15 protein-coding genes are annotated in these 13,453 nt (G+C 41.2%); 7 read left to right on the forward strand and 8 right to left on the reverse strand.

Going from position 1 to position 13,453, the window contains the following annotated elements:
- The first annotated feature begins 42 nt into the window (after positions 1–42).
- Genes J7E32_RS02815 through J7E32_RS02825 form a run of 3 tightly spaced genes read left to right on the forward strand, consistent with a single transcriptional unit; the run spans position 43 to position 1,785 of the window.
- Complete coding sequence (locus tag J7E32_RS02815) at positions 43–270, forward strand: spore coat protein (protein WP_214903249.1); 228 nt, start codon at positions 43–45, stop codon at positions 268–270.
- Positions 270–632 (forward strand): spore coat protein, encoded by a 363-nt coding sequence (locus J7E32_RS02820; protein WP_214903252.1) that lies wholly within the window; start codon positions 270–272, stop codon positions 630–632. Before J7E32_RS02815 ends, J7E32_RS02820 begins: the two co-directional genes overlap by 1 nt.
- A 16-nt stretch (positions 633–648) precedes the next feature.
- Complete coding sequence (locus tag J7E32_RS02825) at positions 649–1,785, forward strand: zinc-dependent alcohol dehydrogenase (protein WP_214903256.1); 1,137 nt, start codon at positions 649–651, stop codon at positions 1,783–1,785.
- Between the two features lie 43 nt (positions 1,786–1,828).
- On the opposite strand, the gene J7E32_RS02830 is transcribed toward J7E32_RS02825, so the two are convergent.
- Entirely contained in the window at positions 1,829–3,070 is a 1,242-nt protein-coding gene (locus J7E32_RS02830; protein WP_214903259.1) for an erythromycin esterase family protein, read from the reverse strand.
- 231 nt (positions 3,071–3,301) lie between these two features.
- Here J7E32_RS02830 and J7E32_RS02835 point away from each other — a divergent pair, with 231 nt between their 5' ends.
- The gene (locus J7E32_RS02835; RefSeq protein WP_214903261.1) at positions 3,302–3,628 is read left to right on the forward strand and encodes an Mpo1-like protein; all 327 of its coding nucleotides are present in this window, start codon (positions 3,302–3,304) and stop codon (positions 3,626–3,628) included.
- Between the two features lie 80 nt (positions 3,629–3,708).
- Here the strand turns inward: J7E32_RS02835 and J7E32_RS02840 are convergent, their stop codons facing one another.
- The 4 genes from J7E32_RS02840 to J7E32_RS02855 all read right to left on the reverse strand — a co-directional run bounded on the left by J7E32_RS02840 (position 3,709) and on the right by J7E32_RS02855 (position 6,739).
- Positions 3,709–4,425 (reverse strand): YebC/PmpR family DNA-binding transcriptional regulator, encoded by a 717-nt coding sequence (locus J7E32_RS02840; RefSeq protein ID WP_214903264.1) that lies wholly within the window; start codon positions 4,423–4,425, stop codon positions 3,709–3,711.
- Positions 4,426–4,570: 145 nt separating this feature from the next.
- Positions 4,571–5,563 (reverse strand): LLM class flavin-dependent oxidoreductase, encoded by a 993-nt coding sequence (locus tag J7E32_RS02845; protein ID WP_214903267.1) that lies wholly within the window; start codon positions 5,561–5,563, stop codon positions 4,571–4,573.
- A 3-nt stretch (positions 5,564–5,566) separates the two neighbouring features.
- Positions 5,567–5,860 (reverse strand): DUF3219 family protein, encoded by a 294-nt coding sequence (locus J7E32_RS02850; protein WP_353654009.1) that lies wholly within the window; start codon positions 5,858–5,860, stop codon positions 5,567–5,569.
- A gap of 87 nt (positions 5,861–5,947) precedes the next feature.
- A complete protein-coding gene (locus J7E32_RS02855; RefSeq protein ID WP_214903273.1) occupies positions 5,948–6,739 on the reverse strand; it encodes an alpha/beta fold hydrolase in 792 nt (263 codons plus the stop codon).
- A gap of 154 nt (positions 6,740–6,893) precedes the next feature.
- On the opposite strand from J7E32_RS02855, the gene J7E32_RS02860 reads away from it, so the two are divergent.
- The 3 genes from J7E32_RS02860 to J7E32_RS02870 all read left to right on the forward strand — a co-directional run bounded on the left by J7E32_RS02860 (position 6,894) and on the right by J7E32_RS02870 (position 11,618).
- Entirely contained in the window at positions 6,894–8,042 is a 1,149-nt protein-coding gene (locus J7E32_RS02860; protein ID WP_214903276.1) for a glycoside hydrolase family 18 protein, read from the forward strand.
- Between the two features lie 108 nt (positions 8,043–8,150).
- Positions 8,151–10,220: a metallophosphoesterase family protein gene (locus tag J7E32_RS02865; RefSeq protein WP_214903279.1), complete on the forward strand. Its 2,070-nt coding sequence runs from the start codon at positions 8,151–8,153 to the stop codon at positions 10,218–10,220.
- A 75-nt stretch (positions 10,221–10,295) separates the two neighbouring features.
- A complete protein-coding gene (locus J7E32_RS02870) occupies positions 10,296–11,618 on the forward strand; it encodes a hypothetical protein (protein ID WP_214903282.1) in 1,323 nt (440 codons plus the stop codon).
- Positions 11,619–11,723: 105 nt separating this feature from the next.
- Here J7E32_RS02870 and J7E32_RS02875 read toward each other — a convergent pair whose 3' ends face one another.
- The 3 genes from J7E32_RS02875 to J7E32_RS02885 form a co-directional block, all read right to left on the reverse strand.
- The gene (locus tag J7E32_RS02875; protein WP_041965221.1) at positions 11,724–11,993 is read right to left on the reverse strand and encodes a hypothetical protein; all 270 of its coding nucleotides are present in this window, start codon (positions 11,991–11,993) and stop codon (positions 11,724–11,726) included.
- A 130-nt stretch (positions 11,994–12,123) separates the two neighbouring features.
- Positions 12,124–12,393, reverse strand: a complete 270-nt coding sequence (locus tag J7E32_RS02880; protein ID WP_214903285.1) for a DUF1292 domain-containing protein — start codon at positions 12,391–12,393, stop codon at positions 12,124–12,126.
- Between the two features lie 108 nt (positions 12,394–12,501).
- Entirely contained in the window at positions 12,502–13,416 is a 915-nt protein-coding gene (locus tag J7E32_RS02885) for a CBASS cGAMP-activated phospholipase (RefSeq protein ID WP_214903302.1), read from the reverse strand.
- Between the last annotated feature and the right edge of the window lie 37 nt (positions 13,417–13,453).

Below are 13,453 nucleotides of genomic sequence, written 5' to 3' on the forward strand. Positions count from 1 at the left end.
TAAAAGTTTTGACAATACGATGTTCTTATTGGAGGTGATTTTATGGAAAAAGAAACACTTGCCTTCCATGAAACGATGGAAGCTCATGAAATATTGAACCTTAAAACGATTAGTGTCCTTAAATCAAAATTAATGCAGGGTCTCTGTTTTGATAACGACCTGAAAGCATTGATGGAAAAAGATGTCCAACAGTCGATTGCGGCAATTGAAGAATTGAAAGTATTTTATCAAGGTGCCAGGACAAAACCCATGCAGGAGGGTGAAATCTGATGGAAATGGATTATCTAGATCCCCAGGGCGCAGAACACATGCCAGAGATGGCCGATGCATCTTTTGCGCTGGATTTTTTGCTCTGGATTAAAACTGGTATACACACTTACGGTATCGCCCTGACTGAAACAGCCAATGGAGAGCTTCGAAAAACTTTATACAAACAAATGGAACAAGCGATTGATCTTCACGCTGAAGTTTCTGATTTGATGATGGAAAAGGGCTGGCTTTATCCTCATGACGTGGGCAAACAAGTGGAACTGGATTTAAAATCGGCAGACATGGCAGTCAGCATCGGGAAGATGAACCTCTTCCCGATTGACACGGATCGGCTTGGAATGTTCGCTACACCGGATAAATAAAGGAGGAATGTCTGTTATGAAAGCCGTTACGTATCAAGGGAGCAAAAATATACAGGTCAAGAATGTAAAAGATCCCGAAATAAAGAATTCAGATGACATTATCATAAAAGTAACTGCTTCAGCTATTTGCGGTTCTGATTTGCACCTTTTGCATCAAATGATCCCGAACTTGCCTACTGACTATGTAATTGGGCATGAACCAATGGGTGTAGTCGAAGAAGTTGGACCGGGTGTGAATAAACTAAAGAAAGGCGATAGAGTAATCATCCCTTTCAATGTCAGCTGCGGAGAATGCTGGTACTGTAAAAATGACATTACTTCGCAATGCGATAATTCTAATCCCCATGGAGAAATGGGAGGTTTCTTTGGCTACTCAGAAACAACGGGCGGTTACGCTGGCGGGCAGGCAGAATATATGCGGGTGCCTTACGGTAACTTCACTCCTTTTAAAATACCTGAGGATTGTGAAGTAGAGGATGAGAAGCTCGTCCTGCTGGCTGATGCTGCCGCCACGGCATTGTGGAGTGTCGACCATGCCGGGGTGAAATCGGGCGACACAGTAGTGGTTTTAGGCTGCGGTCCGGTTGGTCTGCTCGCGCAAAAGTTCGCCTGGTTAAAAGGAGCAAAGAGGGTCATAGCTGTTGATCATTTGAATTACCGTTTAGAGCATGCGAAAAAGACAAATAAAGTTGAAACAGTTAACATTGAGGAACACCAGAATACAGGCGAATACCTTAAAGAAATTACTAAGGGCGGCGCGGATATTGTCATTGATTGCACGGGCATGAGCGGGAAAATGTCTCCGCTTGAATACCTGGCTACTGGCTTGAAGCTGCATGGAGGTGCCATGGGCGGTCTTGTCATAGCTACTCAAGCTGTTCGAAAGGCAGGGACTATTCAAATCACCGGGGTCTATGGAGGAAGGTATAACGCTTTTCCATTGGGAGACATCTTCCAGAGAAACGTGGACCTTAAAATGGGACAGGCCCCGGTAATCCCTTATATGTCCTATCTTTATGATATTATTTCCACTGGCAAAATGGATCTGAGTGATGTCATCACTCATGTGTTACCGCTCGATCAGGCGAAACACGGTTATCAGATTTTCGATACCAGGACTGACGGCTGCATCAAGGTAGTTCTTAAGCCATAAATCTCCCATAAAAAAACGTCCCATGTCAGGGACGTTTTTCGATTCATTTGAATATTGGTGACAAGGCTGTTGTTTCATTGATAAAAATGAAGCTATCATACCTTCTGGCAACAAAGGAAGGTACATAGTTGCCTAAATGTTCTAGTTCAGGATCATAAACAACTCCTATGGCGCGATGCCCCAGAACACATTCAAACTCTCTTTCGTTTTCCTTATGAAATAAAATATATTTATCGAAAGCTCCTGCCTGATGCAAAGCCTCCTCCCAGCTGCCAGCCTGGGCATCCGGTACCTCCTTCACTTCAACAGCGCCGCCCCATTGATCAGACGCGATCACAGTACCATGGTGCGTTCCGAAACCAACTGCATAAACCTGCTGTCCATATTTTTCTCTTAGAATTTGTCCAACATTTATCATGCCTTCCTCTGCCATATCTGTTGCCCTTGCATCCCCAATATGGGTATTATGCTCCCAGATGATGGCTTTTGCACCTTCACCATGGGCATGCACTACTTTTTCCAAAGCGCTTACCATGTGAGTATCACGGATGTTCCAGTCCTCTGCACCGCCTTTTGCCATAGCCCGGTAATAACGTTCAGCATCAAGCATGACCAGGCTGTTAACCTTCAAATTCAAGTCACCCTCTTGTTCTTTCGGGTAATTTTTTCGTTTTTTCTGAAGGTCAATCAGGACTTTAATTACTTCTTCCGTACAGTCTTCTCCATAATACGCCGAAGAAATCGCATAATTCTCACCTCGGCGCTCGAATGGTTCGAAGCAGGAAAAAGCCTGCTTTGCTGATTCTACGTCTCCTGGAGATATTCTTTCAAGCTGCTTGATGATTTCTTCCATCGACTCCCACAAACTATATACATCAAGACCGTAGAAACCAACATGTTTATCCGCCGATTCATTGTGTTTCTTCATCCACTCTACAAGATCCAGAATTTCTTCATTTGCCCACATCCAGGAGGGCCAGCGGTCGAAATCCTTTAAGGCTGTCTGAGCATCTCTGTCTCTAAACCCTTTAATATATTGATTCACTGTGAAACACGAAGGCCAGTCACCTTCTACAGCAATAAATGAAAACCCATGCTCTGCAATTAATCTTTTACTGATTTCTGCCCTGATTGTATAGAATTCCGAAGTTCCATGAGAAGCTTCTCCCAGCATCACATACTGTTTATTTGCTGCCGCTTCTACAATCGCGTCCAAGTCGTCATATGTATCAAATTTTACTGCATGATTTTTAATAGATTGGACCAAATCGGTATTCGAAGCCATGCTGTACCTCCAATCTTAATAGCCTGCATTATTGTTGGTCTCTGGACTGTTTTCCTCCTGGCCTAAAATCCACCAGTAACCGTTAAAGCATTTGGGTGAGAAAGCAACTTTACGATAAAGCCTTTATTAATTTACCCTTATTTATATTAAAGAATCTATATTATGGAGAATTAGAGGGGTTTTCAGCTTCGCATAGAACTATACTTAGTAAATAATATTAGGAGGTTGACAATGGAGTTTAAAGATTATGAAGAGTTCTGGCCTTTCTATTTATCACAGCATAGTAAACGTTCAACAAGAGGTTGGCATTTTGTAGGAACGAGTTTTGTTTTCGTATTTATTATTGCAGCGATTATTACTCTGAACTTTTGGTTGATATTGCTTGCGCCTATAACTGCTTACGCGTTCGCATGGTTTAGCCATTTCTTTATCGAAGGCAACAAGCCAGCTACTTTTGGCCACCCCGTCTGGTCCCTCCGTGCAGATTTTCGTATGTACCGGTTAATTCTTTTGGGGAAATTGAACAAAGAACTAGACAAATTTAAATTGGCAGGATAAGGGCTCTTCAGAAAAAGCTGAAACTAAAAAACAAACCCATTCTTTTCTAGAATGGGTTTGTTCTTGTATAAAGTATGAAATTAAACTAAATCTACATTATGATATACCTGCTGGACATCCTCTAAATCTTCCAGGGCATCAATAAGCTTCTCGAATTGTTCCTGTGTTTCTTCGTCAAGAGTAACCTCGTTCTGAGGCAGCATTGTCAGTTCAGCAACAGTAAAGTCAGTGATACCGCCATTCCTGAATGCTTCCTGAATAGCGTGAAATTGATCAGGCTCACCATAAATAATGATGGAGTCGTCTTCTTCAAGGATATCTCGCGCATCAATATCCGCTTCCATCAAAATTTCAAGTGCCTCATCTGCCGATTTCCCTTCAAAACCGATAACAGCAGTCTTATCGAACATATAAGAGACAGATCCAGCTACTCCCATGTTGCCGCCATTCTTTCCGAAAGCAGCTCGTACATTGGATGCAGTACGGTTTACATTGTTCGTAAGTGCATCAACGATCACCATGGAGCCATTAGGGCCAAAGCCTTCGTAACGAAGCTCTTGATAATTTTCTTCAGCTCCGCCCTTGGCTTTTTCGATCGCGCGGTCAATGATTACTCTTGGCACATTATATGTCTTTGCTCTTTCCAAGACGAATTTCAGCGCCTGGTTGGATTCTGGATTTGGTTCCCCTTGTCTGGCTGCAACATAAATCTCAAGCGCGAATTTTGAATAAACTCTGCTTGTATTTGCATCCTTGGACGCCTTCTTCTCTTTAATGTTGTTCCATTTACGACCCATATATTCCACTCTCTTTCAACTTAGATCAGATAGCTGCATTGTCTATATACATGTTGCAGCAGCTCACAGATAATATTATACCTTAAATGGAAGATTTGTTAAGAGGTTAGTATACATCGGGGAATTAAATGGAACGTCCCCGCATCTATAGTAATTCTTCCGCTAACAATTCATAGGATTTGATTCGGTCCTCTGGTGAATATGTGATAGTCAGAATCATGATTTCATCAGGCTTATATTTCTGATGCAATTGAAGCAATCGATCTTTCACTTGCTTTGGATTCCCTATGATCATTTTTCGCTTCATGTTTTCAACAGTTTCGTAATCTTCGGGAGAGAGCTTGTAATCCTTTGCGTCTTCAATAGTAGGTACACCGGATGAACCTTCTCCTTTTCCCTGCTGGATTCTCCATATAAGTGAGCTTAGTGCGATTTTCTCAGCCTGTTCAGTGGTTTCAGCACAAATGGCCGAAATCGTTAAAATGGATTGCGGAGATTCAATGCTTCCTGGCTTGAAAGAGTCATAGTAGACTTGCAAAATGTCTTGAGGTTCCTTGTCACTCATAAATAAACCGAACGCATAAGCCATTCCGTACTCAGCTGCGAGCATTGCACTTTTTTTGCTTGTTCCAAGTAGCCAGGGTTCTGGACGGACTTCTGGTAAGGGAGCTGCCTTTATTCTTGCTGATTCGCTTCCTTCTGGGTGGTCATTATTAACAAAATGAAGCAATTCTTTCAATGATTCTGGAAGTTTCCAAACGTTTTGCAGGAAGTTGTCTGACAAGGCATTGGTGACTTCCGCAGAGCCGCCTGGAGCCCGGCCGATTCCAACATCAATCCGGCTTGGGAACATTGTTGCAAGCAAATTATAAAGCTCCGCCACTTTGTACGGCTTGTAATGTGGAAGCAGGACAGCGCCTGAACCAATACGGATTTTTCTGGTCCTTGCGCCAATATACGGAAGCATCACTTCAGGTGCCGGACAGGCTAGCCCCGGGATATTGTGGTGCTCAGCAATCCAGAACCGCGTATATCCCAATTTTTCGGCAGTCTGTGCAAGCAAAACAGATTCCTCCAGCGCATCTTTGGCTGTCTGGTTCGCTGAAATTGGAGCCTGATCAAGTATGCTTAATTTCATAGCTTACTCCTTTACTTCCAGTAAGGTTAATTGAAAGGTACCGACCTGGCCGCTTTCATATAAATTCGTAACAGAGGTCGAGTACTCGACAATTTTTCCTCTAAAGGTTATTTCTTTAGCAGGAACGTGTACATCAAATTCGCCTTTATATAATAATGTGGTGACATTATGATAGTCTTCGCTTGTAACAGGAAAATGCGCTGCAATTCGCCTTTGTCCGCCAGTATTGTCCATTTCAAAATGACTGATTAAAATTGTTTCTCCATCTAAAATAATTCTGTCAACCAAAATATCCACTCCTATACACTTGCTGAATTACATTTTATCACTCATGAACTTTAAATAAAAAATGCCTGCCCTAAGTGGACAGGCTGTACCGACTCGTTATATTTTTGCAAGATAATCTTTCATCACCTTAACAAGCTCTTCAGGCTGTTCATACATGCTCATATGGCCGGCATTTTGAATGACTTTCTTCTCAATATTATCTCTCGATACAGTAAATGTTTTTTCAGGAGGGATAATTTGATCCTGTTCACCAGCAATCAAGAGCACAGGAAGGTCCGTTTCCTCTAACACTTTACTCCGTTCTGGTCGATCCTTCATCGCCATCAAGGCGCTGACAAGGCCTTCCACCTTGGTCATCCTGCCAATTTTGACTGTCTCTTCGATTTCCTTCGCATTCACTTCTGTATTTTCAGGAGAAAAGAGCTTCCTGGAAAGTCCTTCGATAAATGCTCCAGCTCCCTCTTCCTGAATCTTCTTCGCATTGTTTTCTCGGGCTTCCTTCGCTTCTTCTGAATCCGGATTTGCTGTTGAGTGTACCAAAGAGAAAGCTTTTAAATGCTGCGGATACAAATCGGCAAATGCCAGGGTGATATATCCGCCCAGTGAATGACCGAACATTGTTACCTTATCCAACCCTAGCTGATCCAATAATTCTTTAATTGTACTGGCCATGTCCTCAATGGAATAGCTGTCCTTCCCCATGCCTGAGTCACCGTGTCCCGGAAGGTCGACTGCGACGACTCTATATTCTATGGCCAATTCGGGAATGATTCTGTCCCAATAGTGCTTGCTGCCGGCAAATCCATGTATGAGGACGATTGGATCACCTTTACCTTCATCATAAAAACTCATTTCCGTGCTCCCAGTTCTTACTAACTTTAAGTCCATATCCTTCCGCTCCCATCATAAAGTATATTTATTATATTCCCCGATTCTCGTTTATTAATCTATTGCTGAAATCGATAGGCTGATATTTCCACAGCTAAAATGGTGTATTCTCTGTTACAATTTTGAGGTTGATAAACCACAGGAGGATATCCATATGAAAAAACTTTTCCTGCCTCTGATGATTGTTTTACTCATCTTCATGGGCGGTTTTATATCTGGAGTATTATATTCAAATACAGATGATACTAAAACGATTGCAACCAGTGATGAAGCAGCACATTCCACCAAAATACCTGGAGTGAAAAAAGAACCACAATTGAAAGAGCAAGAATCAAAGGTTTTAATTGGCTATGTCCAGGATTTCAGGAAACCGGACGAGATTGATTACAAAAGCCTGACTCATGTGATTTTTTCCTTCGCGCACCCAAACTCGGATGGCAGCCTGTTAATGAATGGAGATCATGCTGTCAAAAATTTAAGGGCGATTGTTACTAATGCACAAAAACATGATACGAAGGTTATGCTGGCAATCGGCGGCTGGTACCATATCAATGGAGGGGAATCTTATGACTATTTCAAGGCAGCCATCTCAAATCCTGTTTCAAGAAAAAAGCTAGTTCAAGAGCTTGTTAGTTTTGCAGAAAAAGAAAAGCTAGATGGCATAGATATCGACTTTGAGCATCCGCGCTCAACAGATGATGCTCAATATCTGGCTGTTTTTGCAAAAGAATTAAGTGAAAAGCTGAAACCGAGCGGTATGGAACTGTCCATCGCTGTAAATGCCAAGGTGCACAGCGTGACAGGGACTGAAATTCACTCTGTCGTGTTTGATCCCTCCATGTTCAAGTACTTTGATCATGTCAATTTGATGGCTTACGATGGACAATGGGATGGAGAATATAACGCTGCAAATTTATCACCTTACTCTTATTCTGCTAATATAGTAGCCTATTGGACAGCACTTTTTGACAAACATGGATTTTCAAGAGAGAAACTTGTCCTGGGTGTGCCGCTATACGCACAGCCTGAGGATCCTTCGATCAAACAGGTCTCATACGAAGCTCTTATCAATCACAACCCTGCTAATATCGGTAAGGACCAGGTCAGGATGAATGGGACAACATACCATTATAATGGCCACACCACATTGAAAAAGAAAACCGTTCTTTCACTTTCACAACAGTTGGGCGGCATGATGATATGGGAAGCAGGTCTGGATGCTAAAGGGAATCAAAGTGCCACAGCTTTACTCTCAGGAGAATTAAAAAAACAGGAAGATCCTCGATACTATACCCGGAAATAAACAAGGAAGCTGCTATTGGCTTCCTTTTCTTTATGCGCCTATTGGACACCGTTTTGTTACTGCATGAATAAGTTAGCAGTAAAGAACTATACGGTGGTGAACTAACGAATGAGATTACCAACTATATTGTCCGGACCGGTCATTAGAAGGGTCGACCCTTCGTCGGTATATATTTGGATTGCTTTAAGCCGTGATGTTGAGATCGATGCTCAATTATTCCAGATCGATATTACTGGTTCAGACGAAGAGAACAGGTATATTCCTTTAGAAATCCATACTGAAACCAAAGTGTTTAAAGCTGGAGAGCAGTTATTTATATATTTGGTCAGAATCTCTCCCGCCGATTACCATTTCCCACCCTGCACTCTCCTTGGTTATGATTTGCTTTTTAAAAGAGGTCGATCTGTCAAAAATCTAGGCAGTTATAACCTGCTCAATCCTGATAGTCCTCGTTCAATCGTATATGGAGACCTTAAATACCCTGCGTTTTATATAAACCATGAAAGCGAGCCGACAAACTTGCTATATGGCTCTTGCCGAAAACCGCATGGACAGGGGGATGATGCCCTGTTTGTAGCAGACGTGCTCGTAGAAAATAAACATCTTGATCTTTCAGCGAGACCTAATGCCTTATTTTTAATGGGAGACCAGATATATGCTGATGATGTTGCAGACCCGCTTTTTCCCATTCTGACTGAACTTGGCAAGGAATTGATTGGTGATAGCGAAAGCGACAAATTACATGAGCTCCTGCCAGAGAACTTAATTTCCCGGCTAGACCAGGTCAATGGACGGCAATTCCTGATCGAGCATCTCGCCAACTTTTCTACCAGGAAGGGCGATAATCATCTGATCACTTTGGGTGAATATACAGCCATGTATTTATTCAGCTGGGGTCCGGAGATCTGGGATTACATTCATGAGAATGATTTGCTCCCTACCTTTCAAGAGTTACTGGAGAGGAATAAACTTTATCTTAAATTGGATAAAGATGAAAAGAAGAGAACGAAGGAACTGTCAATCTTGGAAGCAAGGTATAATGAGCAAATCGAGAATATAAGGGAATTCGTTGTCTCACTGTCTGCAGCAAGGCGTTTGATGGCTAACACGCCTACCTATATGATCTTTGATGATCATGACATGACAGATGATTGGAATATATCCGAAAAGTGGACTTCATCTGTCAGAGAATCCTCTTTGGGAAAGCATATCATAGGCAACGGTCTTACAGCTTACTGGCTGTTCCAGGGGTGGGGCAATGAACCGGAAGGATTTGATGAGACATTTTTTCAGAAAGTAAATAGCTATATTGCCTCAACCAGCATTGAATCAGTCGGTTATAATGATGGTTTGAATTATCTTTGGGATTATCATTCATGGCATTTCATCGCTCCTACAGTTCCGAAGACAGTCTTCCTTGATACAAGGACCCAGCGAGAGTTCGATCCTAGACCCCAGGCAATTAAGCTGGGCAGAGTGATAGAAGAAACGACGCGCACGCCCCTGTTGATCAGCGGAGGAGGCTGGGAGGCTATTTCTCAAAAATTGATTCAAAGTGGCTGGAAAAGCAAGACTCCCCTGAATATCGTTTCACCAACTCCTATTTATGGAATGGGACTGATCGAATCCTTTCTCCATAAGTATGTATATCCTTTCAAAGTATTAGGCTTCCCTGTCCAGACTTCATTCGATTTTGATGGGTGGAAATATAATGGCAAAGGCTTTCATATGTTTATAAACCAAATTGCCTCATGGGATCCTGCGTACTGTATATTACTTTCCGGCGATGTGCACTTCTCTTCATCCGTGAAATCAGAGGTTCAGTTTCAATCCGGTAAAAAACATTCATTCTATCAATTTACAAGCAGTCCCATTCATAATGAAAGCTTTACAGGGTTGTGGGGAGTCTTAATGAAGTCAGTGCTTTTGCTTAACTCCCGCAAGAGACGAGAACAGAATATTCACCGCAGCTGTGGGGCTTCTTACACTCTCACCCTTGGAAAGAGTGATGTGAATCCAGATGAAAGACTTTTGTGGGAAGAAAAAATAAACTATCATACTTTTGAAGATGGCAGCGTGGCCGAAACGAAAAACTCAATTGGTTATCTGGAGGTCGAAAAAGGCAGATTGGAGAATACTTTGCTTATGACAGTGGATTACGGTGAAAGTCTGGAATAAATATGAAAAATTGGTTATACATCCTCAGAAAAGTGATATGATGAAAGTACTATATGTCAAATTGGAGGAGTTGTTGTGAGAGTTATTACAGCACTTTTAATAGTATTTTCTTTAACCCTGACAGGGTGCACTAATCAAGAAAAAGAAAGCGGTGAAAAAATCGTTCCCGCAAGCAACCCCTCAGAGAAAATGACTCCTATAGAATATCTGGAAGGCTATCATCAAAGCATAAATACAACTAATTTGAACGACTTCTCAGATTTGGCGCTGCTTGAAGAAGATCTCCAAACTCATAAAGTCTTCTTTACAGGCGAGTTCCATTCCGTCGCAGATAATTTTCCTACTCAAACGAAATTATTGTTCTACTTGAACCAAAATGCAGGGGTAAATTATTATCTCGCCGAATTGCCATTTGCATTTGCTGAATATATCAACCTGTACCTTCAGTTCGGTGATGAAAAGATACTTGAATATCTGGCTGCGGAATCTAAAAACACCCATTCTGAAGCTGCTGGACATTATCAGATGTACAGAGACATTTACAAATATAATCAGGAACAGCCAGAGGGTCGACGCATTCAATATTTGGGTATTGACGGAGACACTTTACCTAATCTGGCGTTAAATTATTTGGGACATCTTGCAAGCATGAAAGTCATACCAACAGAAATATCCAGTCATTTCAGTTCACTAAAAGATAATATTCACCCCGATTTACCAAGGAATGATCAATCTACCCCTGAGTTAAAGGCATTCATCAAGTCTTGGAAACTAGAAGTGAATACAAATGAAGAATTGTATAAAAAAGCCTTTGGTAAGGATTTTGATAAATTTTTGTTTACTTTAATTAGTATTGAGAACGGATTAAAAGAGATTGATGCCAACAAAAAAAACTATGGTGATTTTAACGTCTTCCGTGAAGGTGTTCTTAAAGAAGCCTTCAGCTACTGGATTGGAAAATTACCAAGTGAGGCGAAATTTTTTGGTGAATGGGGCCGTGCCCATATACTTTTATCAATGGAAGAATCGATGCTTTTGAACGGCACTTATACAACCCTTGTCCCTACGATTGCCCAATATATTAATGAAGAAGTTCCTCAGACAAAAGGCAGAGTTCTATCGATTCCATATATGTATGATCAGTCTTTTTTGAATCCTTTCAGGGAGTCAGAAGAAGATTCCGTTGGTTTTACAGAGGAATATAATCATTTGAATTTATTGACGGAATACGGCAAAGACGGAGTTACCTTATTTAAGTTGAATGGAGAGCAATCACCTTTTGATGCACCGAATATTTTTATACCAAATCCAACTGTCAATGGTACTTTGAATTATTTTCAATATGTGATCCTCATCAAAAACTCAGAAGCATCTAAATCCTATTTTGACGCGAAATAACCCAGGGGGATCATGCCTCTGGGTTTCTATTATTTATGATTTTTCTTAATACTTCGCTTCTCTTACATGAAAAAAGTAGGAACAAGAAATATCTTAACTTCATTGTTATGAGCTGATCTCTTCGAATTCTTTAATTTTCTCGAGCCTTTCTACGAGCACCATGCACTTTCTGTCGCCAATTTCATAGATATACATTTTATGGCCGTTTTCCTTCAGGAGCTTCTTGAATTGGATTTCGCCTGATAAGTCATATCCGTTTGCTAAATCCGAAATTTTCTTGAGTATTTGCTCCCTGCTTGGTTCGTTAGTAGATGCTATTTTAATAGGTATCGGAATCCCTTTTATTTTAAAGGTTACAAGGACGACGCTTTCCAATTGAATCAACTCCTTTCAAAAACAATTCGACAAACTCGTTTAATTTCCTTCTATTTACAAGTTTTTTTACGATAATGCCTTTACAATATAATACCAAAAAAGGAGCGAGGCTTAGCCTCCCTCCTCCTCATTATTCTTCTTCATTCATCATTTCATCAAACGCTGAAGACACCTTTTCAAATTCGTCATCAGATTCAATTGCTGCAAAATCTCCATCTTCGTCCACTTTCAAGAAAAAGATATCAATATCTTCGTCCGTTTCGGCCTTAAGATCTTCGACAAAACTGACAGCTGCATAGTCAGACCCTTCAATTGTCAAAGTGCCAATCACCTCGACCTCTTGCTCCACATCATTCTCATCACTAATTGTGAATACCTCGCCAACTTCTAGTTTATCCATCGATAGTACCTCCTGTCTTTTTTTATACACAGCATAGTATCTCAAAACTATGTAATCCACATTCTGTTTAAGACTAAGTTAAAAATAAGTTTTTAGCCAGCATAAAGCCTAATTACCTGATAAAAAAGATGCTATTTTGTCTTTGTTATCTTGAAAAACCTGCCGTCCCAGAAACTTTAGTTCTGCCATATTAGTAAAATCATCAAAAGGGACTTCTTCTGATAGCTCTGTATTCAGTCTGAGGTAATGATCGCCTAGCAAAAGCCGACAGTGATATGAAACTGATTCAGAGGATAAATCCATCGCCAGATCCAATAATTTTGGCGTAACCTTTAAAGTCGGAAAATGGAAAGGCAGCCATTGCCGGATGCCCCAATACTTTTCCTCTCCTATGGAAAAATCGATATTCTGTTGGCCAGTTCCAATCGATAGTATATGGATGTCAGCTAAGTCGGTTTTAAAGTGGTGCAGGGCTTCCGTCACACAAACTAACGAAGGATTATTAGCCCATAGTCCCCCATCGATCGATAAATATTGATTGTTTACATTGTTTGGCGGAAAGTAGATTGGCGCTGAACAAGACGATAAAACAGCATCCCACAACTTTATCGATAATTCATTTTCGGACGAGTAACCAAAGTCTGTTCGATGGACATACGGTTTTCCGTGGGTTATATCAACAGCCGGTATCAACAAAGGCTTTGCGATATCGCCAAGCGTAATTTCCTTAAAGGCTTGTTTTAACAGCCGACGTAAATACCTGTCACTATAAACACTTTTGAAAAGACCAATCTTGGATTTTCTCACAAAAATCTTTTCGCCATAAGTTTCGTACCTGCTCATCACTTCTTCCATCGATGTGTTCAAAGCAGCTGAAGCAGCAATGATTGATCCTGTACTTGTACCTGAGATGACATCAAAGCGTTCACCCACAGGCTTTCCAAACTCTTCCTCTATCGCTTGCAGGATTGCAATCGGGAAAATGCCTCTTATACCGCCACCATCGATGCATAACATTTTCATGAAATTCCCCCGATTCGTCCTTAATGCTCTCATTCTT

The sequence above is a fragment of the Bacillus sp. ISL-55 genome (genome assembly GCF_018613155.1).
Classification (GTDB): domain Bacteria; phylum Bacillota; class Bacilli; order Bacillales; family Cytobacillaceae; genus Mesobacillus.

What these genes read in the sequence shown, in the direction of transcription:
- J7E32_RS02815 (WP_214903249.1), top strand. Translation starts at nt 43, where the DNA reads ATGGAAAAAGAAACACTTGCCTTCCATGAAACGATGGAAGCTCATGAA.
- J7E32_RS02820 (WP_214903252.1), top strand. Translation starts at nt 270, where the DNA reads ATGGAAATGGATTATCTAGATCCCCAGGGCGCAGAACACATGCCAGAG.
- J7E32_RS02825 (WP_214903256.1), top strand. Translation starts at nt 649, where the DNA reads ATGAAAGCCGTTACGTATCAAGGGAGCAAAAATATACAGGTCAAGAAT.
- J7E32_RS02830 (WP_214903259.1), bottom strand. Translation starts at nt 3,070, where the DNA reads ATGGCTTCGAATACCGATTTGGTCCAATCTATTAAAAATCATGCAGTA.
- J7E32_RS02835 (WP_214903261.1), top strand. Translation starts at nt 3,302, where the DNA reads ATGGAGTTTAAAGATTATGAAGAGTTCTGGCCTTTCTATTTATCACAG.
- J7E32_RS02840 (WP_214903264.1), bottom strand. Translation starts at nt 4,425, where the DNA reads ATGGGTCGTAAATGGAACAACATTAAAGAGAAGAAGGCGTCCAAGGAT.
- J7E32_RS02845 (WP_214903267.1), bottom strand. Translation starts at nt 5,563, where the DNA reads ATGAAATTAAGCATACTTGATCAGGCTCCAATTTCAGCGAACCAGACA.
- J7E32_RS02855 (WP_214903273.1), bottom strand. Translation starts at nt 6,739, where the DNA reads ATGGACTTAAAGTTAGTAAGAACTGGGAGCACGGAAATGAGTTTTTAT.
- J7E32_RS02860 (WP_214903276.1), top strand. Translation starts at nt 6,894, where the DNA reads ATGAAAAAACTTTTCCTGCCTCTGATGATTGTTTTACTCATCTTCATG.
- J7E32_RS02865 (WP_214903279.1), top strand. Translation starts at nt 8,151, where the DNA reads ATGAGATTACCAACTATATTGTCCGGACCGGTCATTAGAAGGGTCGAC.
- J7E32_RS02880 (WP_214903285.1), bottom strand. Translation starts at nt 12,393, where the DNA reads ATGGATAAACTAGAAGTTGGCGAGGTATTCACAATTAGTGATGAGAAT.
- J7E32_RS02885 (WP_214903302.1), bottom strand. Translation starts at nt 13,416, where the DNA reads ATGAAAATGTTATGCATCGATGGTGGCGGTATAAGAGGCATTTTCCCG.